At 50.1% G+C, this 25,729-nt stretch carries 23 protein-coding genes; 22 read left to right on the forward strand and 1 reads right to left on the reverse strand.

Annotated elements, in window-relative coordinates:
- Positions 1-341: 341 nt before the first annotated feature.
- Positions 342-1,481 (reverse strand): tRNA epoxyqueuosine(34) reductase QueG, encoded by a 1,140-nt coding sequence (gene queG, locus ACVXHP_RS14540; protein ID WP_316130698.1) that lies wholly within the window; start codon positions 1,479-1,481, stop codon positions 342-344.
- Here queG and nnr point away from each other — a divergent pair.
- The 22 genes from nnr to purA all read left to right on the forward strand — a co-directional run bounded on the left by nnr (position 1,480) and on the right by purA (position 25,553).
- Positions 1,480-3,027 carry a bifunctional ADP-dependent NAD(P)H-hydrate dehydratase/NAD(P)H-hydrate epimerase gene (gene nnr / locus ACVXHP_RS14545; protein WP_447571704.1) on the forward strand — a complete coding sequence of 516 codons (1,548 nt, stop codon included), beginning with the start codon at positions 1,480-1,482 and terminating at the stop codon, positions 3,025-3,027. The genes queG and nnr overlap by 2 nt on opposite strands.
- Positions 2,999-3,460 carry a tRNA (adenosine(37)-N6)-threonylcarbamoyltransferase complex ATPase subunit type 1 TsaE gene (tsaE, locus tag ACVXHP_RS14550; protein ID WP_008786002.1) on the forward strand — a complete coding sequence of 154 codons (462 nt, stop codon included), beginning with the start codon at positions 2,999-3,001 and terminating at the stop codon, positions 3,458-3,460. Before nnr ends, tsaE begins: the two co-directional genes overlap by 29 nt.
- Positions 3,461-3,476: 16 nt before the next feature.
- Positions 3,477-4,805 (forward strand): N-acetylmuramoyl-L-alanine amidase AmiB, encoded by a 1,329-nt coding sequence (gene amiB / locus ACVXHP_RS14555; RefSeq protein ID WP_304702503.1) that lies wholly within the window; start codon positions 3,477-3,479, stop codon positions 4,803-4,805.
- Positions 4,806-4,814: 9 nt separating this feature from the next.
- Positions 4,815-6,668 (forward strand): DNA mismatch repair endonuclease MutL, encoded by a 1,854-nt coding sequence (mutL, locus tag ACVXHP_RS14560; RefSeq protein WP_447571705.1) that lies wholly within the window; start codon positions 4,815-4,817, stop codon positions 6,666-6,668.
- On the forward strand, positions 6,661-7,611 hold the full coding sequence (gene miaA / locus ACVXHP_RS14565; protein WP_447571706.1) for a tRNA (adenosine(37)-N6)-dimethylallyltransferase MiaA: 951 nt from the start codon (positions 6,661-6,663) through the stop codon (positions 7,609-7,611). The genes mutL and miaA overlap by 8 nt, the downstream gene beginning before the upstream one ends.
- A gap of 84 nt (positions 7,612-7,695) precedes the next feature.
- Positions 7,696-8,004, forward strand: coding sequence for an RNA chaperone Hfq (hfq, locus tag ACVXHP_RS14570; RefSeq protein ID WP_003025584.1), 309 nt, complete (start codon positions 7,696-7,698; stop codon positions 8,002-8,004).
- Between the two features lie 74 nt (positions 8,005-8,078).
- Entirely contained in the window at positions 8,079-9,359 is a 1,281-nt protein-coding gene (hflX, locus tag ACVXHP_RS14575; protein ID WP_042312807.1) for a ribosome rescue GTPase HflX, read from the forward strand.
- Positions 9,360-9,485: 126 nt separating this feature from the next.
- On the forward strand, positions 9,486-10,739 hold the full coding sequence (gene hflK / locus ACVXHP_RS14580) for an FtsH protease activity modulator HflK (RefSeq protein WP_069324734.1): 1,254 nt from the start codon (positions 9,486-9,488) through the stop codon (positions 10,737-10,739).
- Between the two features lie 2 nt (positions 10,740-10,741).
- Positions 10,742-11,746 (forward strand): protease modulator HflC, encoded by a 1,005-nt coding sequence (hflC, locus tag ACVXHP_RS14585; protein WP_316130028.1) that lies wholly within the window; start codon positions 10,742-10,744, stop codon positions 11,744-11,746.
- A 518-nt stretch (positions 11,747-12,264) separates the two neighbouring features.
- Positions 12,265-12,936 carry a DsbA family protein gene (locus ACVXHP_RS14590; RefSeq protein WP_316130027.1) on the forward strand — a complete coding sequence of 224 codons (672 nt, stop codon included), beginning with the start codon at positions 12,265-12,267 and terminating at the stop codon, positions 12,934-12,936.
- Entirely contained in the window at positions 12,936-13,880 is a 945-nt protein-coding gene (locus tag ACVXHP_RS14595; RefSeq protein ID WP_447571707.1) for a hypothetical protein, read from the forward strand. The genes ACVXHP_RS14590 and ACVXHP_RS14595 overlap by 1 nt, the downstream gene beginning before the upstream one ends.
- Before the next feature lie 146 nt (positions 13,881-14,026).
- Positions 14,027-14,224: a DUF4762 family protein gene (locus ACVXHP_RS14600; RefSeq protein ID WP_447571708.1), complete on the forward strand. Its 198-nt coding sequence runs from the start codon at positions 14,027-14,029 to the stop codon at positions 14,222-14,224.
- Between the two features lie 113 nt (positions 14,225-14,337).
- Positions 14,338-16,440, forward strand: coding sequence for a peptidase domain-containing ABC transporter (locus ACVXHP_RS14605; RefSeq protein WP_447571709.1), 2,103 nt, complete (start codon positions 14,338-14,340; stop codon positions 16,438-16,440).
- Positions 16,430-17,584: an efflux RND transporter periplasmic adaptor subunit gene (locus ACVXHP_RS14610; RefSeq protein WP_447571710.1), complete on the forward strand. Its 1,155-nt coding sequence runs from the start codon at positions 16,430-16,432 to the stop codon at positions 17,582-17,584. Before ACVXHP_RS14605 ends, ACVXHP_RS14610 begins: the two co-directional genes overlap by 11 nt.
- On the forward strand, positions 17,577-19,502 hold the full coding sequence (locus tag ACVXHP_RS14615) for an ATP-binding cassette domain-containing protein (RefSeq protein ID WP_447571790.1): 1,926 nt from the start codon (positions 17,577-17,579) through the stop codon (positions 19,500-19,502). The genes ACVXHP_RS14610 and ACVXHP_RS14615 overlap by 8 nt, the downstream gene beginning before the upstream one ends.
- Positions 19,503-19,597: 95 nt before the next feature.
- Positions 19,598-20,881 (forward strand): TolC family protein, encoded by a 1,284-nt coding sequence (locus ACVXHP_RS14620; RefSeq protein ID WP_447571711.1) that lies wholly within the window; start codon positions 19,598-19,600, stop codon positions 20,879-20,881.
- Positions 20,878-22,128, forward strand: coding sequence for a beta-ketoacyl-[acyl-carrier-protein] synthase family protein (locus tag ACVXHP_RS14625; RefSeq protein WP_447571712.1), 1,251 nt, complete (start codon positions 20,878-20,880; stop codon positions 22,126-22,128). Before ACVXHP_RS14620 ends, ACVXHP_RS14625 begins: the two co-directional genes overlap by 4 nt.
- A complete protein-coding gene (locus ACVXHP_RS14630) occupies positions 22,128-22,904 on the forward strand; it encodes a MaoC/PaaZ C-terminal domain-containing protein (RefSeq protein WP_447571713.1) in 777 nt (258 codons plus the stop codon). Before ACVXHP_RS14625 ends, ACVXHP_RS14630 begins: the two co-directional genes overlap by 1 nt.
- A gap of 10 nt (positions 22,905-22,914) precedes the next feature.
- Positions 22,915-23,163: an acyl carrier protein gene (locus tag ACVXHP_RS14635; protein ID WP_137361587.1), complete on the forward strand. Its 249-nt coding sequence runs from the start codon at positions 22,915-22,917 to the stop codon at positions 23,161-23,163.
- 2 nt (positions 23,164-23,165) lie between these two features.
- Positions 23,166-23,903, forward strand: coding sequence for an SDR family NAD(P)-dependent oxidoreductase (locus tag ACVXHP_RS14640; protein WP_447571714.1), 738 nt, complete (start codon positions 23,166-23,168; stop codon positions 23,901-23,903).
- 51 nt (positions 23,904-23,954) lie between these two features.
- Positions 23,955-24,152, forward strand: coding sequence for a DUF2065 domain-containing protein (locus tag ACVXHP_RS14645; protein WP_304702500.1), 198 nt, complete (start codon positions 23,955-23,957; stop codon positions 24,150-24,152).
- A 102-nt stretch (positions 24,153-24,254) separates the two neighbouring features.
- Entirely contained in the window at positions 24,255-25,553 is a 1,299-nt protein-coding gene (purA, locus tag ACVXHP_RS14650) for an adenylosuccinate synthase (RefSeq protein ID WP_003025606.1), read from the forward strand.
- The last annotated feature ends 176 nt before the right edge of the window (positions 25,554-25,729 follow it).

Consider the following 25,729-nt stretch of genomic DNA (forward strand, 5'->3'; position numbering starts at 1 on the left):
GGAATAGCTCAGTTGGTAGAGCACGACCTTGCCAAGGTCGGGGTCGCGAGTTCGAGTCTCGTTTCCCGCTCCAAATTCTTATCTCAAAAAAATATCCACAACGAAGAATTGCGTTGGGGACGTTTTGTTTCGTCGTTGACATACTCTTGTAAACAGACTTATCCACAGGTTCGGGTATTATTCCTGGAATGCAAAAAACTTCGCTGGGTTAATAGTATCATTTTAACGTATTGAAATTATTGGATTAATTATCATTTCAAATTGTTGATGCGATCACTTGACGATTTTTTCCCTCTTGAATATCAATGTGTTTTTATTTTTATACACAAGCTGTGGATGACTTAAGCGTCGCGCGGTAGCCCCTTTTCGATGACCCTGACTAAACGTTGTTTCTTCGGCAACTGCACCTCAACTACGCAGGCATTTCGTTTCTCAATTTGCTGAGCAACCGCCCACGCTATGTGTTCGTCGAGAAGTGGGTGCTCACCTCTGCGGTTTTCCAGGGCGTTAATTACGGCTTCATCCCAGGGGGCATTACCCAACGCAACAGCGATATTTCGCAGCCAGCGCAGATGGCCAATACGACGAATGGCAGACCCCTCCGTGACTTTTAAAAACCACGCTTCGCTCCAGCTAAACAGCTCTATTAACTCCGGAGCATGCAGTTGCTTGCGTGGGCTAAAGTCATCCTCTGCCGTCAGCTGCGAATAGCGGTTCCAGGGACAAATGAGCTGACAATCATCGCAGCCGTAAATTCGATTCCCCAGCAAGGGACGAAACGCTTCCGGGATAGCGCCTTCCAGTTCGATAGTGAGGTAAGAGATACAACGGCGCGCATCTACGGTGTAGGGTTCAACGATGGCCCCGGTGGGACAGATGGTCATACAGGCGACGCATTTCCCGCATCCTTCTTCTGCTGGCTTATCGACCGGCAAGGGCAAGTCGACCAGTAATTCACCGAGGAAGAAAAATGAACCGGCTTCGCGATTGAGGATAAGTGAGTGCTTACCTGTCCAGCCAAGCCCGGCTTTTTCCGCCAGCGGACGCTCAAGAATGGGCGCGGAATCGACAAAAGGTCTAAAATTCAGCGAAACGCAGTGTTGTTGAATCATCTCGCCCAGCTTTTTTAAGCGGTTACGCAGCAGCTTATGGTAGTCGCGCCCCAGCGCGTAGCGGCTGACGTAGCCCAGAGTGGGGTTTTTCAACGTGCTGGCAAAGGCCGCGTTGGCAGGGAGATAGTTCATACGTACGCTGATGACACGTAGCGTACCGGGCAATAATTCATGAGGTCGGGCGCGCATCATGCCGTGACGGGCCATCCAGTCCATCTCGCCGTGATAGTGTTGATCCAGCCAGGCCTGCAGTTTGGGCTCCGCTTCGCTGAGGTCAGTATCGGCAATACCGACCTGCTGAAAGCCAAGCTCCAGCCCCCACTGCTTAATATTTTGCGCTAACTGATTGAGATCGAGGGGCTCTGACATGACGGACCATACAATGAAGAAAAACCCCGTAAGTATACCACACTCCATCTGGCACGCCGATGACATCAGGCGGATGGAGCGAGAGGCGGCAGACAGTTTAGGACTAACGTTATACGAACTGATGCAACGGGCGGGAGAGGCCGCGTTTCAGGTCGCCCGCGAGGCCTATCCGCATGCTCATCACTGGCTTGTGCTGTGCGGTCATGGTAATAACGGCGGCGATGGTTATGTGCTGGCGAGGCTTGCCAAAGCGCAAGGGCTTGAGGTCACGCTACTGGCGCAAGAGAGTGACAAACCACTCCCGGAGGAAGCGCAGCAGGCGCGCGACGCCTGGCTTAATGCCGGTGGCGTCATTCATGCTGCGGATATCGCCTGGCCTGGTAGGCTGGATGTCATCATCGACGCGCTGTCAGGGACTGGCTTAAAGTACGCGCCGCGTGAGTTGCTCTCGGTATTGATCGAACGTGCCAATACCCATCCTGCCCCCACCGTGGCCATAGATATTCCTTCCGGCCTGCTGGCGCAAACAGGAGCGACACCGGGTGCGGTCATCAATGCGGCGCATACCGTCACCTTTATTGCGCTCAAACCCGGCCTGTTAACCGGTAAAGCGCGTGATGTCACCGGACGCCTGCATGTTAACGCGCTTGGGCTGGACGACTGGCTGGCTGGGCAGAATGCGCCAATTCAACGTTTTGATGCTCAACAGCTTGCACACTGGCTGACGCCACGCCGACCTACCTCGCACAAAGGTTCTCACGGTCGGCTGGTGATCATCGGCGGGGACCACGGTACGGCAGGCGCAATACGTATGGCTGGTGAAGCGGCGCTGCGTGCGGGAGCCGGGCTGGTCAAAGTGCTGACCCGCAGTGAAAACATAGCGCCGATTCTGACCGCCAGGCCGGAACTGATGGTTGATACGCTAACGCCGCAGACTCTGGATGAAAGTCTGGCGTGGGCGGATGTTGTCGTGATTGGCCCTGGGCTTGGTCAGCAAGAGTGGGGCAAAAAAGCACTGCAAAAGGTTGAGAATTTTCGCAAACCGATGCTCTGGGATGCCGATGCGCTGAACCTGCTGGCAATCAACCCCGATAAACGTCACAATCGCGTGATCACGCCGCATCCGGGAGAAGCCGCGCGACTGCTGGGCTGTTCTATTGCAGAAATTGAAGACGATCGCTTACTTTGTGCACAGCGTCTGGTAAAACGGTATGGAGGCGTGGTAGTGCTGAAAGGCGCGGGTACGGTTGTTGCTGCTGAACAGGCTGAGTTGGGTATTATTGATACCGGCAATGCAGGCATGGCCAGCGGCGGGATGGGGGATGTGCTTTCCGGTATTATTGGCGCATTGCTCGGACAGAAGCTTACCCCGTATGATGCAGCATGTGCGGGATGTGTTGCGCACGGTGCGGCGGCGGATGTGCTGGCAGCGCGTTTTGGTACGCGCGGCATGCTGGCGACAGATCTCTTTACCACGCTACAGCGTATTGTTAACCCTGATGTGATTGACGTTTATCATGATGAATCGAGTAATTCCACTACCTGATGAACAGGCGACTTTAGACCTGGGACTGCGGGTAGCCAAAGCCTGTGACGGCGCGACGGTAATTTATTTGTACGGCGACCTGGGAGCGGGCAAAACCACTTTCAGCCGGGGATTCCTGCAGGCGTTAGGTCACAAAGGTAATGTAAAAAGCCCGACTTACACGCTGGTTGAACCCTATTCGCTCGATAATTTGATGGTTTATCACTTCGATCTGTATCGACTTGCGGACCCGGAGGAGCTGGAATTTATGGGGATCCGCGATTATTTTGCCAATGATGCCATCTGCCTGGTGGAATGGCCGCAACAAGGTAAAGGTGTACTGCCAGACCCGGACGTCGAAATACACATTGAATACCAGGCACAAGGTCGAGAGGCGCGCGTAAGCGCAGTCTCCTCATCGGGTGATTTATTGCTGGCGCGTTTAGCCGATTAACCTTAAGGGTGGCGGGATGATTTATCGCATCAGAAACTGGCTGATGGCAGCCCTGGTCCTGCTGTGCGCGCAGGCAGGGGCTGCCAGCCTCTCCGATCTTCAGGTTTCCAATGGCGATCAACAGGCGCGGATTACGCTGAGCTTTATCGGCGATCCTGAATACGCCGTTTCGCTGGATGGGAAACGAACCGTCGCGCTGGATATTAAACAAACCGGTGTGATTCAGGGATTACCGCTGCTGTTTAGCGGTAATAATCTGGTCAAATCTATCCGTTCCGGTACGCCTAAAGACGCGCAGTCTCTGCGCCTGCTGGTGGATTTAACCGAGAACGGTAAAGCCGAAGCCGTTAAACGACAAAACGGCGGCAATTATACCGTCGTGTTTACCATCAAAGCGGATGCGCCACCGCCGCCACCGCCTCCGGTGGTTGCCAAGCGTGTCGAGGCGCCGGTTATCGCCCCGCGTCCTGCCGAGCCTGCGCGTAATCCATTTAAAGCGGAAAACGACCGCACCACGGCGGTTACCAGCAGTAATACGTCCACGCGACCTGCGGCGCGCGCCAGCACCAATAGCGGCGACAAAGTGGTTATCGCCATTGATGCCGGGCATGGTGGACAGGATCCCGGCGCAATTGGTCCCGGCGGTACGCGTGAGAAAAATGTCACGATTGCCGTGGCGCGTAAACTACGCAGTTTGCTGAATGATGACCCGATGTTTAAAGGCGTACTCACCCGCGATGGCGATTACTTCATCTCGGTGATGGGGCGTTCCGACGTTGCGCGTAAACAAAACGCCAACTTCCTGGTTTCGATTCATGCGGATGCCGCGCCAAACAGGGATGCCACTGGCGCTTCCGTCTGGGTGCTGTCAAACCGCCGGGCGAACAGTGAAATGGCCGGCTGGCTGGAACAGCACGAGAAGCAATCAGAATTGTTAGGCGGTGCGGGCGACGTGCTGGCCAACAGCCAGGCCGATCCTTACCTCAGCCAGGCCGTGCTGGACCTGCAGTTCGGTCATTCGCAACGCGTCGGGTATGATGTGGCGACCAGCATGATCGGTCAGTTAGAACGTATTGGCTCAATGCATAAGCGCCGTCCGGAACACGCCAGCCTTGGGGTACTACGTTCGCCTGATATCCCGTCAGTGCTGGTTGAAACCGGTTTTATCAGTAACAACAGCGAAGAGCGTCTGTTGGCGAGCGATGATTACCAGCAGCAACTGGCCGAGGCGATTTACAAAGGATTGCGTAACTATTTCCAGGCGCACCCGATGCAAACCGGGCCGCAGGGCGCACCGGCGCAAACTGCCAGTGCCGTGTCGCCTGGCAACACGTTAACAAATTAAGGATTAGTCATGCCGATTCAGGTTCTACCGCCACAGTTGGCGAACCAGATTGCCGCGGGCGAGGTGGTGGAACGGCCTGCGTCAGTGGTGAAAGAGCTGGTGGAAAACAGCATCGATGCTGGTGCGACGCGCATTGATATTGATATCGAACGCGGTGGTGCGAAGCTTATCCGTATTCGTGACAACGGCTGCGGAATTAAAAAAGACGAGCTGGCGCTGGCGCTGGCGCGTCATGCCACCAGTAAAATTGCCTCGCTTGACGATCTCGAAGCCATCGTGAGCCTCGGGTTTCGCGGCGAAGCGTTAGCCAGCATTAGCTCAGTCTCTCGTTTAACCCTGACGTCGCGCACGCAAGAGCAGCCTGAAGCCTGGCAAGCCTATGCCGAAGGGCGCGACATGGATGTCACGGTGAAGCCCGCCGCGCATCCGGTGGGCACCACGCTGGAGGTGTTGGATCTGTTCTACAACACCCCGGCGCGGCGCAAGTTTATGCGCACCGAGAAAACCGAATTTAATCATATCGACGAGATTATCCGCCGCATTGCGCTGGCGCGGTTCGATGTGACGATTAATCTGTCGCACAACGGCAAAGTGGTGCGACAGTACCGTGCAGTGGCTGCGGATGGGCAAAAAGAGCGCCGGCTGGGCGCGATTTGCGGTATGCCGTTTCTGGAACATGCGCTGGCGATTGAATGGCAGCATGGCGATTTGACGCTGCGGGGCTGGGTAGCCGATCCTCATCACACGACGACGGCGCTGGCGGAAATCCAGTACTGCTACGTGAATGGCCGGATGATGCGTGACCGCCTGATCAACCACGCTATTCGCCAGGCCTGTGAAGATAAGCTGGGCGCCGATCAGCAGCCTGCATTTGTTTTATATCTGGAAATCGATCCGCATCAGGTGGATGTCAACGTGCATCCCGCCAAACATGAGGTCCGTTTCCATCAGTCGCGTCTGGTGCATGATTTTATCTACCAGGGCGTATTGAGCGTTCTGCAACAGCAGCTTGAAACGCCGCTGCCGTTGACTGATGACGATGAGCCCGCCCCACGGCACATCCCGGAAAACCGCGTTGCAGCCGGGCGTAACCATTTTGCCGAGCCCGCTCCGGCGCGTGAAGCTGCTGCACCTCGCTACTCAGCCCCCTCTGGCGGCGCTGGCCGTCAGTCGGGGGCCAGCTGGCCTCATGCCCAGCCTGGCTATCAAAAGCAGCAAGGTGATATTTATCAGCAACTGCTGCAAACGCCAATTCCAACGCATAAAGCGCCGGTATCTGAAGCGCCATCTACCCCTCTGACCGGCAACAGTCAGGGTTTTGGTCGGGTGCTAACGATTGTCGGTGCGGACTGTGCGTTACTCGAATGTGATGGTCATATTCGGTTACTGGCATTACCGGTGGCGGAACGTTGGTTGCGTCAGGCGCAGTTAACGCCGGGAGAGGGTACTGTTTGCGCCCAGCCGTTACTGATTCCTTTACGTCTAAAAGTGACCGCCGATGAAAAAGCGGCCCTGCAGAAAGGGCAGAGCCAACTGGCCGATCTGGGCATTGAATTTCAACTGGATGCGCAGCATGTGACCATCCGGGCGGTGCCTTTACCCTTACGCCAACAAAATTTACAAATCTTGATTCCTGAACTGATAGGCTACCTGGCGCAGCAGTCCGTATTCGAACCGGGCAATATTGCACAGTGGATTGCACGTAACCTGATGAGCGAGCATCCGCAGTGGAGCATGGCCCAGGCGATTACGCTGCTAGCGGATGTTGAGCGGCTTTGCCCACAACTCGTGAAGGCGCCGCCGGGTGGTCTGTTACAACCTGTTGATTTACATTCGGTAATGAATGCCCTGAAACATGAGTGATACCCGTAAGGCGAGCCTGCCAAAGGCGATTTTTTTAATGGGGCCAACGGCCTCCGGTAAAACGGTATTAGCAATTGAATTGCGTAAAGTTTTGCCTGTAGAGTTGATAAGCGTTGATTCCGCCCTTATTTACAAGGGGATGGATATCGGTACAGCCAAGCCTGATGCAGATGAATTACAGGCCGCGCCGCACCGATTGCTGGACATTCGCGATCCGTCGCAAGCGTACTCTGCTGCGGATTTTCGCCGCGATGCGTTAGCCGAGATGGCCGATATCACCGCCGCGGGGCGTATCCCGCTGCTGGTGGGCGGCACAATGTTATATTTCAAAGCCTTGCTTGAAGGGCTGTCGCCGTTACCGTCGGCAGACCCGGAGGTCAGGGCCAGAATTGAGCAGCAGGCGGCAGAGCACGGGTGGGACGCGTTACACCGACAGCTTCAGGAGATAGATCCCGTGGCTGCAGCGCGTATTCATCCAAATGATCCGCAAAGACTTTCCCGGGCACTGGAAGTTTTTTTCATTTCGGGTAAAACTTTAACGGAGCTGACGCAAACGTCAGGAGATGCTTTGCCGTATGAGGTGCATCAGTTTGCAATCGCCCCGGCGAGCCGTGAACTGCTCCATCAGCGAATTGAGCAGCGTTTTCATCAGATGTTAGCTTCAGGTTTTGAAGCAGAAGTCCGGGCGCTTTTTGCCCGTGGAGATTTGCATACGGATTTGCCTTCCATTCGTTGTGTCGGGTATCGCCAGATGTGGTCATACATTGAAGGCGAAATTTCATACGATGAAATGGTTTATAGAGGTGTTTGCGCCACGAGGCAGTTGGCGAAGCGGCAGGTAACCTGGTTGCGTGGTTGGGAAGGGGTGCACTGGCTTGACAGTGAAAATCCTGACCAGGCGCGAAACGAAGTATTACAGGTTGTTGGTGCTATCGCGAACTGAATGTGTACAATTGAAACGTATCGTGCGCAATTTTTCAGAATCGAAAGGTTCAAAGTACAAATAAGCATATAAGGAAAAGAGAGAATGGCTAAGGGGCAATCTTTACAAGATCCGTTCCTGAACGCACTGCGTCGGGAACGTGTTCCAGTTTCTATTTATTTGGTGAATGGTATTAAGCTGCAAGGTCAAATCGAGTCTTTTGATCAGTTCGTGATCCTGTTGAAAAACACGGTCAGCCAGATGGTTTATAAGCACGCGATTTCTACTGTTGTCCCGTCTCGCCCGGTTTCTCATCACAGCAATAATGCCACCGGCGGCACTGGCAGCAACTACCATCACGGTAGCAACGCGCAAGGTTCATCTGCGCAACAGGACAGCGAAGAAACCGAATAAGGTTGATCGCTGTTTTACATACGGGGAGCCAGCGAACCTGCGTTCCCCGTTGATACATATTAAGGGGTTGACGCTTGTTTGACCGTTATGATGCCGGTGAGCAGGCGGTACTGGTACACATCTATTTTTCGCAAGACAAAGATATGGAAGACCTCCAGGAGTTTGAATCTCTGGTCTCTTCCGCCGGTGTCGAAGCAATGCAGGTGATTACCGGGAGCCGTAAAGCACCGCACCCGAAGTATTTTGTTGGTGAAGGTAAGGCAATCGAAATTGCCGAAGCCGTAAAAGCGACTGGCGCTGCGGTGGTGATTTTTGATCATGCTCTAAGCCCTGCCCAGGAACGTAACCTGGAACAATTGTGCCAGTGTCTGGTTATCGACAGGACTGGTCTTATTCTGGATATTTTTGCCCAGCGTGCGCGAACCCATGAGGGTAAGTTGCAGGTTGAGCTGGCGCAGCTGCGCCATATGGCTACGCGTCTGGTCCGTGGCTGGACCCACCTTGAAAGGCAAAAGGGCGGGATTGGTTTGCGCGGTCCGGGTGAAACCCAGCTCGAAACCGACCGTCGTTTGCTGCGTAATCGCATTTTGCAGATACAGTCGCGCCTGGAAAAAGTTGAAAAGCAACGTGAGCAGGGGCGACAGTCGCGTAAGAAAGCGGATGTCCCGACCGTATCACTGGTGGGATATACCAACGCCGGAAAATCCACCCTGTTCAACCAGATCACCGAAGCCCGGGTCTACGCAGCGGATCAGCTGTTTGCGACCCTGGACCCGACCCTGCGCCGGATCGACGTTGCGGATGTCGGTGAAACCGTGCTGGCGGATACCGTAGGGTTTATCCGTCACTTACCGCACGACCTGGTGGCGGCGTTTAAAGCCACCTTGCAGGAAACACGTCAGGCGACATTGCTGCTGCACGTTATTGATGCAGCAGATTTTCGTGTGCAAGAAAACATCGAGGCCGTCGATACGGTGCTCGAGGAGATCGATGCGCATGAGATCCCGACCCTGCTGGTGATGAATAAAATCGATATGCTGGATGACTTTGAACCGCGTATCGACAGAGATGAAGAGAATAAACCCATTCGCGTTTGGGTTTCAGCGCAAACGGGAATAGGTATACCACAGCTTTTTCAGGCTTTGACTGAGCGGCTTTCCGGTGAGGTGGCGCAGCATACGTTGCGTTTGCCGCCGCAGGAAGGGCGTCTGAGAAGCCGGTTTTACCAACTTCAGGCAATAGAAAAAGAGTGGATGGAGGAGGACGGCAGCGTAGGTCTGCAGGTTCGTATGCCGATCGTAGACTGGCGTCGCCTCTGTAAACAAGAACCGACCCTGGCAGATTACATCATCTGACCGGGAGGAAATGCCTGGGGATTTTTTGCCCAATACTCATCGAATTTTGGGTTGCAGGTCGGCGGTAACGCCCCTGTAGTGCAAAAAACGGGGTATATCACCGCATAACAAATATGGAGCACAAACATGGCGTGGAATCAGCCCGGTAATAACGGACAAGACCGCGACCCGTGGGGAAGCAGCAAACCTGGCGGCAACCCTGAGGGAAATGGAAACAAAGGTGGTCGCGATCAGGGACCTCCCGATCTGGATGATATCTTCCGCAAACTGAGCAAAAAGCTCGGTGGTCTGGGCGGCGGTAAAGGTACTGGTTCTGGCGGCGGTAGTTCATCGCAAGGTCCGCGTCCGCAACTGGGCGGTAGGGTCTTTACTATCGCAGCGGCCGCTATCGTCATTATCTGGGCGGCCAGCGGTTTCTACACCATTAAAGAAGCGGAACGCGGCGTGGTGACACGCTTCGGTAAATTCAGCCATTTGGTTGAGCCGGGTCTGAACTGGAAACCGACCTTTATCGACGAAGTGACCCCGGTCAACGTTGAAGCCGTGCGTGAACTTGCCGCATCCGGCGTCATGCTGACATCTGACGAAAACGTCGTGCGCGTTGAAATGAACGTGCAATACCGCGTGACCGATCCGCAGCGTTACCTGTTTAGCGTAACCAGCGCGGATGACAGTCTGCGTCAGGCAACCGACAGCGCACTGCGTGGCGTTATCGGGAAATACACTATGGACCGTATCCTGACCGAAGGGCGTACCGTTATTCGTAGCGATACCCAGCGTGAACTGGAAGAAACAATCCGTCCGTATAACATGGGTATCACCCTGCTGGACGTCAACTTCCAGGCTGCGCGTCCGCCGGAAGAGGTAAAAGCTGCGTTTGACGATGCGATTGCCGCGCGAGAAAACGAACAGCAGTACATCCGTGAAGCGGAAGCGTATACCAACGAAGTTCAGCCGCGTGCGAACGGTCAGGCGCAGCGTATTCTGGAAGAAGCGCGTGCTTACAAAACGCAAACCATCCTGGAAGCACAGGGTGAAGTGGCTCGCTTCGCTAAAATTCTGCCGGAATATAAAGCCGCGCCGCAAATTACTCGCGAGCGTCTGTATATCGAGACCATGGAAAAAGTGCTGAGCAATACCCGCAAAGTCCTGGTTAACGATAAGGGCAGCAATCTGATGGTTCTGCCGCTGGACCAAATGCTGAAAGGCGGTAGTGCGCCAGCAGCAAAGAGTGACAGCAGCTCAAACCTGCTGCGTCTGCCGCCAGCGACGACCTCCAGCACTGGAGCAAGCAATACGTCGTCCACCAGTCAGGGCGATATTATGGACCAACGCCGCGCGAACGCGCAGCGTAACGACTACCAGCGTCAGGGGGAATAACGATGCGTAAGTCAGTTATTGCGATTATCATCATCGTTCTGGTAGTTCTGTTCATGTCTGTCTTTGTGGTCAAAGAAGGCGAGCGCGGTATTACTCTGCGCTTTGGTAAAGTTCTGCGTGACGATGAAAACAAGCCGCTGGTCGTTGCACCAGGCCTGCACTTCAAGATTCCGTTTATTGAGTCAGTGAAGATGCTGGATGCGCGTATTCAGACCATGGACAACCAGGCCGATCGCTTTGTTACCAAAGAGAAAAAAGACCTGATCGTTGACTCCTACATCAAGTGGCGCATCAGTGACTTTAGCCGTTACTACCTGGCAACGGGCGGTGGCGACGTTTCTCAGGCAGAAGTCCTGCTGAAACGTAAATTCTCTGACCGTCTGCGTTCTGAAATCGGTCGTCTCGACGTGAAAGACATCGTTACCGATTCCCGTGGCCGTCTGACTCTGGAAGTCCGTGACGCGCTGAACTCCGGTTCTGCTGGCACGGAAGATGAAGTCGCGACGCCGGCGGCGGATAGTGCGATTGCCGAAGCGGCTGAGCGTGTTCAGGCTGAAACGAACGGTAAAGTACCGGTGATCAACCCGAACAGTATGGCGGCATTGGGCATCGAAGTGGTTGACGTGCGTATTAAGCAAATCAACCTGCCTGCTGAAGTGTCTGAGGCTATCTACAACCGTATGCGCGCTGAGCGTGAAGCGGTAGCGCGTCGCCATCGTTCACAAGGTCAGGAAGAAGCGGAAAAACTGCGTGCGACAGCGGACTATGAAGTGACGAAAACGCTGGCAGAATCTGAGCGTCAGGGCCGCATCATGCGCGGTGAAGGCGATGCAGAAGCTGCGAAACTGTTTGCCGACGCGTTCAGCCAGGATCCTGACTTCTACGCCTTCATCCGTAGCCTGCGCGCTTACGAGAAGAGCTTCGAAGGTAACCAGGACGTGATGGTCATGAGCCCGGACAGCGATTTCTTCCGCTACATGAAGACTCCGAGTTCGACGACACGCTAACGTATCACAGGAAAGAAAAAGCCAGCTCTCTAGTAGAGCTGGTTTTTTTTGCCTGCAAGTAAATCACTTCAATAGGATGTTTATCGTAGCGTAGTATCAATACTAAGAATCCAACAGGAGTCGTATGCTTCTCCCTGTCTTTCCATCAATCACCGCGTCTGCAGAAATATTTCCCCATTTAATAGTTGAGTTTTTTTTATAAAGGTTTCGTTATATCGAAAATAACTTTTAGTTACTTTTTTTGATTATGCTTCATGTGTATTTATTGCCGTGGCTTATTTAATGTTTGGATTAATCTAAAATTATAGGGTTTTTCTTATCAGTGAAAATATGCTTAATTTCGTATTTAATAAATTTCATGTTTCATGATGAATTTTTGTATTAATTTGTGTGTATATTATCGGTGCCGATAGTGCTAAAACATATTTGGTTGTTTTTGGATTAAATAAGATCAATGTTTCTTTAATCATATTAAACAACCAAATGGTAGTATTTTTCTTATTATATGGGTGTATGAAATGTTGACTGTGAACAAGAAGAAATTTTATTTATTTTTGATAATGTATACATTATTAATTATATTGGCGTCATCCATTATTACAACCCAGTATATATTTAAAGTTGTTTTGTCTTCTAATCAGGAAGTGTTGCGTCGTATCGATGATAAGCAGGTTGCGAAAATAACACAAATCTCCCCAGATACGATTGTTGAGATGTTTTCTTATGGCTGTGGCTACTGTGAAAATTCAGAGAAGGAACTTGATAAATTTGAGAAAACGCTCCCGGCATCGAAGAAACTTATACGAATGCATGTGAGTAACAATGGCGGCTTGGGGCGTTTTGCACCGCTTTATGCAACGCTTACCGTCATGGGGCTGGAGCCTAAATTACGTGGAGCAGCTTTTCATGCCGTGATGCAAGAGAGAAAAGATCTTGCCGAACCGACCATACGCAATCAGTGGCTTATTGATAATGGCGTAGACGTTGCCGAGTATGAAAAAACTGAGAAATCAGAGCAGGCTAAAGCACTGCTACAGCTTTCTAAACAGCTAACCGAAGTTTACGGCATTAATGGCACGCCGGAATATATCGTCGGCAAAAAGTGGGTAACGTTTACAGACAGAGAATGGCCTGCTATGGGTAATCATCTTATGTCATTACTGATGAATGATAAGCCGCTCGAAAAATAATGGATATTTTCATCCTGCGTGTATGGGCTTTATATAATCATACATTAAGTAAGCTCAACGCACTGGCGCAGAGAGCACACCGGAAATACAGCATTATAAAATTTCGTATGGCTCTACGAATACCGGTTCGCTATGTGTTTGCATGGACATACATTAAGAGGTTAACAGGGCTTTATGCAAAGGGATATCGATTAAGGGCATGTGTTGCAAATGCGAATCAGCGCTGCTTATTGCCACAATCGTCGCTAAATTACACCTTGACGGCAAACAGGCGCGAGATTATTGAGTTCTATTCAACCTGGGGACAGGATACTCAAATTCTTCAACAAATTGATTGCTGTGCAGAGGAACTCCGTAGAGCTGTCAACGAAGTGGTTGATGCGGGTACGCCATTAATACTGGCACCTTTGCATATGGTGTCCGATGTTGCGGCCGTGATAGTGGCGAGCAAAGCGAATCCCATAAAGTCAACGGTCGTTGTTTCCTCCAACGCCAATGAGTGGAATGCGCGAGCAAGAGCGCAGGGGAATATTGACGTGGACTATTGCTCTGTGGAGCAGACTACACACGGTATAGGTTTGAGTCTTGCTACGGCGTGCATTGATGTAAACGAGGGGAAGCGAGGATTGATCGTGTTTGCCGATATGGTGCCTGATTACTCAATGCGCAGCTCCGAGAAGGCTCAGGACACGTTTCTGTGCCGGCTGTTTGATCGCCCAGCCTATTTACACAATGGATTAATACGTCTTTCAAAAGTGACGAAATCCGATGTTATATTTTTTCATCTTTATTACGATCGGCAAATTAAGATAAGAGTGTTACCTGCCATAAGTTACAAAAATGTAAGAAATGAATTGCCTGGTGTGATCGAACAGGCAATCACTCAGTTTCCACAGGATTGGTTATTATGGCATCAACACTGCCTCTATTTTTTTAATGAATAACAATCTCCATATGTATTATTGTAGTGGTTGTTTATTGGATAATTCATAACATTTTTGTTATGGACTAATAGAACATATTTCTTGGTTGAGATCAGTGAATATGTTCAATTCAAAAAGTGTGTTATAACTTAAAGTAAGGATATTTTATGAAACGAATTACAATTGAACAGGCGACAGGAATTGTTGGTGGTGACGAGTGCCATTATGAAAATACACGATTAGAGTTTCGGTCAAACGGTACCAGAGCATGTGTCAAAGATACTGTTTGTACTGATAAACATGGCAATACCAGCAGAAAGACTGAGGATATCTTCCTGGCAAGTTGCCCTAATTGGTGGGTATAATTAAATTAAGCTGCACAACATATGTTGTGCAGTTTTTTATTTGCTGTTCGGGGTATTGATAGAATTATTTTATTTTAATTTTACTGAAAATGTTTTGATAGAAGGTAGCAGTTGTGAGAAATGCAATCCCAGCGATAGCCATGCAAAATGAAGTCAGTGAATGTGGTCTGGCCTGCATTTCTATGCTCGCGGATTACTATGGTATTGAAGCTCCATTAGAAAAGTTACGCCTTAAATACCCCACTTCTTTGCATGGATTCACACTGGCTCGTTTGAGCACAATTCTAAACGAGATGGGACTTCCCGGCGTACCCGTACAGTTTAATTACGACGAATTAAATGCTCTACCGTTACCGGCTATTTTGCATTATGGTGCCGGGCATTATGTGGTTTTAGCCTGGCGTAGTGGCAACAATGTCTGTGTTCTGAACCCTTCCTTTGGTAAACAACTCCTGACTTTCGATGCCTTAAAACGCGAAATAAGCGGCTTTGCTTTAATTATTGATGAACAAGACAAACGAATTCTTCCTGAGGGGGCAAAAGTAAAAAGAAGTAAAGGTTGGCTCCCTTCCTGGCTAAGCGTTAAGGCCACGTCAAACGTACCCTATATCTATATATTAATGATAACAACTTTTGTTATCTCAATGGCGGTATTTATCATTCCTGTCATGATGAGCTCCTCGCTGAATGCCTTATACAGTCAGCAGCAGGTTGAGGTATCATGGTGGCTCTATATTATTACTTTTATCGGGATTGCAGGTATAGATCTGCTAAACGGCATTTTTTCTGCAAACGTTGTGAAGCGGTTTTCTCATATCAGTAATACCTCAGGGTTCAGGCGCTTGATACATCAACCGTTACGTTACTTTCAGAAACGTAATGCGGGTGATATTTACAGTCGTTTTAGCCATTGGTGTGGGGCGTTAAGAGGTAAAATAGCGCTGGATAATACGTTACGCATCGATTGGCTCATTGCCTTACTCTCCTTCGGCGTGATGTTTTGGATTAACCCTGTTCTGTCTTTAGTGTCATTGTTCAGCATCACACTGATGGGCTTAATCAGTTTATGGGCAGCCTGGAAAGACAGAATCTATACCGAGAAAATTGAAATGCTGAGTGCCGAGCAGAATGATTTTATTATGGAAACGGTGAGTGGTATTCATACAATAAAATCTGCCGGGCTGCATGAATATCGTCAGATTGCTTTTGCAGAACAAAATAAAAGAATGGTTCAGGCATTACGTAACTATGCAGTATATAATAAAATAAAAAGTAATCTTTACCAACTGACCAGTAATGGCGAAACCATTCTCTATATTGCTATATCACTGCCGTTGTTACAAAGTGGCGAGATGCACTTTGGTACTTTTGTTTCATACGGTCTGATCAAGCAGATATACGGTAACTATATGTCAAAACTTTTTTTTACCGTATTACAGAAAAATGAAATTGGCGTTATTGATAAGCGAGCACAAGATTTTTTATTTAGCGAAGATGCTTCGTCAGACAGTACAGATACAACTGAGCATTTCCAACGAAGTATTCGTTTCGACAATTTACGTTTTGCCTGGACTCCAGAGTGTAATGTGATCAATGGGCTTACATTAACGCTCCGTAAAGGGGAATGCGTGGCTATTATTGGTGAGTCCGGAGAGGGTAAGACCACCTTTCTGTCAATTGCTGCTGGGTTGCTGATGGCAGACAGTGGGGAGATCGCTATTGACGATGTGGTGCAATCACCGGGTCAATGGGCGAGCATGGCCTTTATGAACAGCACCGATCATATTCTTTTGCAAGGTAGTGTGCGGGACAACATTACACTATTCAGGAGCGATTACACCATTAATGAAGATCGTCAGATTCGGCATATACTCGATGCGCTGGGTATTGCCGATGTGATTGAACATCTTCCCGGCGGACTCAATGCACGGATCCGGGAGGGCAATAGCGGACTGTCGGCTGGGCAACACCAGCGATTGCTGCTTGCGCGGGCTCTCTATTGTAACCATGAACTGGTTATCCTTGATGAACCAACTGCCAATCTGGATGTGGCAGCGGCGCAGCAGACTATGAGGGCGATCGTTGAACACTGCAGGCAGCATAATAAAACGCTTATTACCGTAACGCATAATCCTGCTTTACTTGGCGCATTTGACGCGGTTTATCAATTCTCCCATGGGCGTTTATCGAGAGAAGGCTACGCTCATGAGCAGTAAGGTGAAAGCACTCTGCCTTAGCGCAGTACTGATTGTCGTTGGCTTTGGCGTCTATCTTACTGTGATGAACAGCCACGAGGTTCCTGTTCAGGATTTTGCGGCGCAGCCGGTTATTCGCGGCGATATTAAAGAAACAGTGATGCTAACCGGCATAGTTAAACCCTTTCGCAAAGTGAAAGTGGGGGCACAAGTCACCGGGCAGTTAAAGCGGCTCTATGTGCAGGACGGGCAGCATGTTAAACAGGGCGAATTGTTAGCGGAGATCGATCCTTCTATTCAGGAAGCCGACCTCAAAAAAGCCGAAGCGAGTTTATCCCGTGCTCTGGCACAGCAGGAGGCGGCAAAGGTATTGCTTTGGCAGTATCAGGCGGAATATAAACGCCAACAAAACATGAAACGCGATAACGCAACGCCTGAGAAAACGCTTGAACAGGCAAAAAGCCAGTATGAATCGCAGATCCAGCAGACACGAATTGAAGAAGCTAGCGTGGTTCAGGCGCAAATGGAAGTTGAAAGCGCTAAAACCAATCTCAGCTATACAAAAATTCATGCACCGATGGATGGTGAAGTGCTGGCTATTGTAACAGAAGAGGGGCAAACCATCGTTTCTTCTCAAACAGCAACCACCATTCTTATTCTTGCTGATTTGAGTAAAGTTAGCGTGGGTGTGAATATTCCCGAAGTGGATATTTTAAAGATCCACACAGGACAACCACTCTCGTTTTATACTCTTGCTGATGCTAAAAAAGAGTGGCAGGGAAAAATGGGGAAAATCCAAAGTTCTCCCGATGATATAAATAAAGAGGACGATTCATCTGCAAGCTCGTCCGGGAGAAATAATCCAGTTTATTACACGGGCACATTTGAAGTCGATAATGCGTGCCAGTGTTTTAAAACCTCAATGACGGCTAATGTTTTTGTCACCAGCGCGGAGGCAAAAAATGTATTGCTGGTGCCACTGTCTGCTCTTTCAACAATCGAATCATCTGGAAAGGATTATGTCAGAAAAAAGGTCAACGACCAGATTATAGACACCCCAGTAACGGTAGGATTGCAAAATGAGAGCTATGCAGAAATAACGTCCGGACTTTCGGAGAAGGATCTGGTAATTGTTAAAAGGTCAGGGAAAGACGGTGATGATTAATGATTTACCTGCCGCTATCTGTCTTAAAAACATCCGCAAAGAGTACATTATTAATAATGTTGCTAATACGGTACTGGCAGATATTAATTTAACCATTCATCAGGGCGAAATGGTGGCAATTGTTGGTCCGTCAGGTTCAGGTAAATCCACGTTGATGAATATTATTGGCTGCCTGGATAAACCTGACGCGGGCCAGTTGACTTTATTTGACAGGGATACCGCTGAAATTAGTCATGATCGTCTCGCTGAGTGTCGTCAAAAATATATCGGTTTTATTTTTCAACGTTATCAGTTGTTGCCCTGGCTTAGTGTCATAGATAACGTGATGATGCCCGCTCGTTATACTACACAAACACATCAGCAGGCGCTGATTCGAGTGCGCACGCTAATGGCCCGGCTGGGTATGGCTGACAAGCTTAGCTATTTGCCTAACCAGTTATCCGGGGGGCAGCAGCAGCGTACAGGGATTGCCCGTGCGTTGATGAACGGCGCGCCGATTATTCTGGCGGATGAGCCTACCGGAGCTCTGGACCGACAAAATGGTCAGGAGGTGATGGCCTTACTAAAAGAGCTGCACCGTGAGGGCCATACTATCGTGATAGTGACTCACGATGCGGAAATTGCCGCCCAGACCCAGCGTCAGATCCATCTGGAAGATGGCAAAATCGTTTACCAGCATACAGCAGACATGCCTGATGTCTGTTTGCCCGCGCTTCTAACGCAGGTGCAGTGCGCCCGTTTCCGCTTACGTGACGCTATCTATACCGCCTGGCTTGCCTTGATGGGGCATCGCGTTCGCGCTTTCCTTTCTATGCTTGGCATTATTATCGGCATTATGTCAGTCGTTAATACGGTTGCCATCGGTGAGGGGGCCCGGCAAAAAGTCCTTAATGATATTGCGCGTCTGGGGGCGCATAAAATTGAGATTCAGCCAGGCGTTGATGTTCGCGGCAATCCGCTTTATGGAGTACTGAGCGCTGACGACTTGCGCTATCTCAAAAGTTTTCCATTCGTGACAGAGGTTTCGGCTTTTGTCAGCCAACATATGGCCGTAGCCAGTCAGAAAAAAGCAGGAGCGATGGGCGTTCGTGGTGTTGGCCGGGAGTGGTTCGCGCTGAATAACCAACATATTCTTAGTGGAAATCTTTTTTCTCTGCGTGAACAATCGTCTGCCGCACAGGCTGTCATTATTGATGAGATCGCCCGTCAGAAACTCTTCCCCGAGGCATCGGGGGACGTTATAGGGCAGCTCGTTAATATCGGTGGCTCGCTGTGGCGTGTCACTGGCCTGGTGAGTAATGGTCTTTTCACGGGAGAAGGGCAACTTTATGTCCCGTTTACCTCATTTATGGAGCGTATCTCTCCATCCGCTACAGTAAGCCAGATAGATGTTCGCATAGCTGAAAACGTTGATGAAACGGATGCCGCCAGACAAATCTCTGTGGCGATGAAGGCCCGACATGGTGCCGGTAGTGTTCAAGTGAAAACCAATCAGCAAGTGCTGAATGCGGTAAGCAACGCCTCGCAGTCTCTTAATCTGTTAATCACCGCGATTGCCTGTATCTCTCTGTTCGTTGGCGGTATAGGTGTCATGAACGTTATGTTGGTCTCAGTTTCTGAGCGTACTCGTGAAATTGGTATACGTTTGGCTGTCGGAGCCACCCGACACGATATTCTGCGCCAGTTCCTCACCGAGTCGGTAGTAATTTGCCTGCTTGGCGGGTCAGTGGGCGTGCTCCTGTCGTTATTGACGTCACTGGCGATTGGAATGTTTGCCACCACCATCGTCATGAAAATCGGGCTGACACCGGTTCTGGGTGCATTTGCGATCTCTACTTTAACCGGATTGATATTTGGATTTTTCCCCGCCCGTAATGCTGCCAAGCTAAACCCTGTAGAGGCGATAGCAAGAGAATGAAATTTTGTTTCTTGATTCTCGTGTTTTTACTGACTGGCTGCATCCAACCTGAGTCGTCGTCATTAAATAACGCTAAAGGAGAATGGCTAACCACGATGAGCGGCAGAAGCGTAATGGCGCGTGCAATGCGCGTCACGGATCATTTTAACGATCCACAATTGACGCAATTGGTTAGTGATGTGCTGGTTAACAATAATGATCTGGCCGTGGCTGGATTCCATCTACAGCAGGCGTGGCTGGCTGCTGGGTTAATTGATGAAACACGTTATCCTGGCCTGTCTGCCTCAGGTGGCGCGACGAATAGTCAACAGCTTAAGCCCAAACAACCTTCCATGGAAAGCTGGCAAAGTGACGCCTCGCTGAGCTGGGAAATTGATTTGTGGGGTAAGGTTGCTCGCCAGCACGATCAAAGCGTCTGGCAGGCGCAGGCCAGCGATTCGGATCGTTTGGCGACAGCGCTGTCATTAATTAAGACCACAGCGGAACTGTACTGGTCGATTGCATTAAGTAATGCGCAATTGAAAAACTATGAGTCGCAACTGGTTATCAGTGAGCAATTGAAACAGTTGGTGGAAAGTCAATATCAGGCAGGTGCAGTTTCGGCGAGCGATCGTTTTCGCGCGGAACAGAGCGTTTTACAGATGAGGCTTTCTTATGACGCGCTGGTGGCAAAACGCGACAAAGACAGGCATGCATTGGCTATCTTATTTGACAGTAGTCCGCGCAAACAACGCCCAGAAAAACTTCATTTACCCAATGCTGGCACCACGCCCGGGCCAAAAGCGATTCCTGTAAGTGCATTATCTGAACGACCAGATGTGCACAGCGCTGAGATGCAACTGCGGGCGGCGCTGGCAGGTTCTGATGTCGCCAGACTCAACTTTTATCCCACCCTCTCCGTAAGTGGCACTGTCGGAGCGGCAAACGCGGTGTTTTCACAATGGTTTGCTCATCCGTCTCGTAGCGTGTCGGCAAACCTGGCGCTCCCTTTTCTGCAATGGGATGCCATCATGCTGACCATTGAGAACGCTGATCTGGATGTAAAAGCAGCAGAGGCTGATTTCCGCACGAAGGTCTGGAAAGCGCTCTCTGAAGCAGAGGATGCTCTCACCGAGAGCCAACATGCTTTAACGCAATATAAGATGCGAGGCCATAACCTCCGGTTAAGCCAGGCATTGTGGCAGCAGGAAAAAATCCGCTTTATACAAGGCGACTCAAGTCTCCAGGATGTGTTGGATGCAGAAAGCAACTGGCTTCAGGCTGAGAACGATATTCAGAATGTGAACTACGACTATCTTTCAGGGATTATGAAGCTGTGGCTCACATTTGATAGTAATAAAACCGGCGTGCCGGTACAGCAAAAAAGTGAGGGAACATGAAGACACAATATCGCAGAGTTGTCATAACAGGACAAGGGGCGATCACCAGCCTGGGGAACAGCGTTGATGAGTGCTGGCAAGCTATCATGGATTATCGGCTGGGATACAAACACCGTTCGCTGGAATGTGCCGGGATCAAATCGGCGTTTTACGGTGAAATTGAAGACGAGCCCAGTATTCGATTTGTGCCGCCGGGTATCCGCAGACGGTTACCGCGCTTTGCCCGTTTAGCAATGTTTGCTGCTAAAGAAGCTATTGAGCAGGCATATGGCGATCGGGCTATCAAGGATTATTATGATCCCTGTCGCTGCGGGGTGATTATTGGCACCGGTTGGGCCGGCCAGGATGAATCGATTCAAAATCATGACCAATATCGTGATACAGGCTTGGGTTCAACCTTTGGCTGTATTTTTTCTATGCCAAATGTCGCTACGGCTGCCTGTAGTCAATTTTGGGGCCTGCGTGGGTATCAAAATACCCCAATCGCTGCTTGTGCAACGGGTACGATAGCTATTGGTGATGCTTTCGAGGCTATTCGTTGCGGGCGGGCGGATATGATGCTGGCGGGCAGCGGAGAGTCATTACGCAGTCATACCTCAATCTGGAATATTGATGTATTACGTGCCCTGACGCGTGAACAGGATGATATTACAAAGGCTTGCTGCCCATTTAGTAAAGATCGTAACGGCTTTGTATTATCAGAAGGTGCTGCGGTACTTTGCCTTGAAGAGCGTGAATATGCGATTGCCAGAGGGGCTACAATATTGGGAGAAATTACCGGTTACGGCAATTTCTCGGATGCCACTGATTTTACGGCTCCGGCAGAGGATAAAATCGCGCGGGTTAAAACTATTGACTATGCGCTCCGTCAGGCAGGAATTGAGGCTTCCATGCTGGATTATATTAATGCGCATGGCACCTCTACACCGCTCAATGATAAAAATGAATGCGAGGCAATTAAAATCGCTCTGGGTGAGACGGCGCTTTCTATTCCTGTTTCCAGTACCAAATCTTATTCTGGTCATTTAATCGCCGCAGCAGGTAGTTTTGAGACCATTATTTGCCTCCAGGCAATGCATCATCACAGGATTCCAGCCACGCATCATCTTTATAACCCCGATCCCGACTGCGATTTAGATTTTGTCGCCCAGGGACATCGACAGGCAGATATTCACTATGCGTTGAATTTAAGTTTTGGCTTCGGTGGCGCGAATGCGGCGTTGGTTATCTCTCGTGGAGAAGTCTGATGTTGCGATGGAGCGCTGAGGACGCCCGCCAGTGGGCCATCTTTTCAGGGGATGAAAACCCGATACATTTTGACAACGATGCCGCAATAACTACTGGCGCGAATGGCATAACGGTTCATGGGATGAGGTCGATGTGGCATCTCAAACAAGCCCTTGCCGAAATGTCGCCACCTTCTTCAGAAGAAGAAGGGTTACATTGCGCAATTCGGTTGCGTAGCCCAATTCTTATTGAACGTGATTATTGTTTGAAGACCAAGGTGGGGGCTGACTGCGCGCGTGGCGAGATTATTGACGCCAACAGTTCTGCTGTTTGCTTTTCGGGAAAATTATCAAAAAGCCGGCGACCAGTGCTCGATGAAACAGGGTTAGCTCCCCGTCTGATCCTCGGGCGTTTACAAGAAAGCTCTTATCCACTTCCTGGTTATGACTGGTGTTTTCTGGATGCGCTTTTATTCAGGATGATTGTTGATGCCCCTGAATCCATGGAAGTCGTGCATAAGGTTTTACCTGAACTCCCCGCAAAAACGTTAGGTGACGTTTTTGTTCAGTTACCGATCGTGCAAACCCATCACGATGTTTGGTTGCCGGAATATTTATTGCATCAAACCTGGGCTGAGCAAGATATCGAAGGCGCGATCCTGCCTTCGCTGGTCATGGGCGATCGCCAAAGCGGGTTTATTTTACAAATGAGCGCTGCGTGCTTACAGCAGCAAAAATTAATCATGTCGACGACGGTGACATTAAAAATTTGGCCTTTAGTAAATAGAAACGGATGAGGGAACATATATGAGTAATTTTCAGGATGTCTGGACAAATATTGTTAATTTAATTGCCGATGTGAAGGATGTTGCTGTGGATGATCTGTCTGCAGAAACGATGTTGCGAACTCTGGAGCTGGATAGCCTCGATTATGTCGAGATGATGGTCGCCATTAAACGTAACTATGGTATTACGCTGGAAGCCGAGCTGTTTATTAATAATCCCGATATTACTCTCGCTGCACTGTGTCAGCATATTTGTGAGCAACTGGGGTAAGTATGAGTCAGCCATGGATTTTGGTTACTGGCGGTAGCAGGGGCATTGGCAAAGAGCTGGTGGTATCGCTATCCGAGCGTTGGCGCGTGGTTTTCACCTGGAGAAACCACGCGATTGCTGCCTCAGAAGTCGTGGATCACTGCCGCAGGCAAGGGCGTCTGGTGGAGGCGATTCAGTGTGATGGCACCAATGAGGAACAGGTTCACCAAACGGCAACGTGGTTACTTGAACAATACGGCGCTCCCTCTGGCATTGTGCATAATGCGGGTGTTCCGATGGATGCTTTACACATTCATCAAACGGCAGAGCGCTGGCGAAAGGTTATGGATACGAATCTGAATGCGCTTTTTTATTGGCATCAGAAGCTGCTGCCAGCCATGTTTGAGATGAATTCGGGGTCTATAGTATTCATTACCTCGGTGTCTGGCGCTGTTAGAGGGAATTCGGGGCAAACGGCATACAGTGCCAGTAAAGCGGCAATGGTAGGATTGTGTCGATCGTTGGCGCTTGAAGTCGGGCGGTTTGGCATCCGGGTTAACTGTATCGCACCGGGGATTATTGACAGTGAATTGATTAACGCTATTCCAACGGATAAGCTTAAAGCCCTTTCCCGTCAAATCCCGTTAAGACGTATTGGTCACCCAGCTGATGTAGTATCGTCTGTGCGATTTTTCTTGAATGAAGAGAGTCAATGGATTACCGGCCAATGTTTAGTGGTTGATGGTGGAATGAGCGTGTAGATTGCCAGGCCTGCCTGGTACCAGGCAGGTTTCTAACAATAAGGACTCGCAATGAATTCCACAATTTTGCTGGCTCTCGCCTTGGTTTTGGTGCTTGAAGGGCTGGGGCCGATGCTTTATCCCAAGGCCTGGAAGAAAATGATCTCCGCAATGACGCAACTTCCCGAAAATACTTTGCGTCGTTTTGGTGGAGGTCTTGTGGTCGCGGGCGTTGTAGTCTACTACATGTTGAGGAAAACGATTGGCTGATCAATAAGTAGCCTAATTTGCGGATTTTTGCATGCAAAAAGTGCTGTATATCTGAAAAAGCGGTGGTAGAATCCATTTTTAAGCAAACGGTGATTTTGAAAAATGGGTAACAACGTCGTCGTACTGGGCACCCAATGGGGTGACGAAGGTAAAGGGAAGATTGTCGATCTTCTGACTGAACGGGCTAAATATGTTGTGCGCTACCAGGGTGGTCACAACGCAGGCCATACTCTCGTAATCAACGGTGAAAAAACCGTCCTCCATCTTATTCCATCAGGTATTCTTCGCGAGAATGTCATCAGCATCATCGGTAACGGTGTTGTGCTGTCTCCGTCCGCGCTGATGAAAGAAATGAAAGGGCTGGAAGATCGTGGTATCCCGGTTCGCGAGCGCCTGTTGCTGTCTGAAGCGTGTCCGCTGATCCTTGATTATCATGTTGCGTTGGATAACGCTCGTGAGAAAGCGCGTGGCGAGAAAGCGATTGGTACTACCGGTCGTGGTATCGGTCCGGCTTATGAAGACAAAGTGGCTCGTCGCGGTCTGCGCGTTGGCGATCTGTTTGATAAAGCAACCTTCGCTGAAAAACTGAAAGAAGTGATGGAATATCACAACTTCCAGCTGGTGAATTTCTATAAAGTCGAAGCCGTTGACTACCAGAAAGTGCTGGATGATGTGATGGCGATTGCCGACATCCTGACTTCTATGGTTGTTGATGTTTCCGATCTGCTGGACCAGGCGCGTAAGCGTGGCGATTTCGTCATGTTCGAAGGCGCGCAGGGTACGCTGCTGGATATCGACCACGGTACCTATCCGTACGTAACCTCCTCCAACACCACTGCGGGTGGCGTGGCGACCGGCTCCGGCCTGGGTCCACGTTATGTGGATTACGTTTTGGGCATCATCAAAGCTTACTCTACTCGTGTCGGTGCGGGTCCGTTCCCGACAGAGCTGTTTGATGACGTTGGCGAGTTCCTGTGCAAACAAGGTAACGAGTATGGCGCGACTACTGGCCGTCGTCGTCGTACCGGTTGGCTGGACTCCGTTGCTGTGCGTCGTGCCGTACAGATTAACTCCCTGTCTGGCTTCTGCCTGACCAAACTGGACGTGCTGGACGGTTTGAAAGAGGTGAAAATCTGTGTCGCTTACCGTATGCCGGATGGCCGTGAAGTTACGACTACTCCGCTGGCGGCAGACGACTGGAAAGGTATCGAGCCGATTTACGAAACCATGCCAGGCTGGTCTGAATCCACCTTTGGCGTGAAGGAACGTAGCGGTCTGCCGCAGGCAGCACTGAACTACATCAAGCGTATTGAAGAACTGACCGGTGTGCCGATTGATATTATCTCAACTGGCCCAGACCGTACTGAAACCATGATCCTGCGCGACCCGTTCGACGCATAATTCTGGTTATGGCGTAGCGTCGACTGGCGCTGCGCTTGCACTATCTTAGGCCGGATGAGGCGCTTTGCATCAGAATCCGGCTTAAAATCACGTAAGTTCCTCGCTTTTTTCCTTCCCGAACTGAAATAAATTAGCGACCTGGCTGGTGGCTGGTTTATCATCAATATAATTAATAC

Source organism: Citrobacter freundii complex sp. 2025EL-00176, from assembly GCF_053309355.1.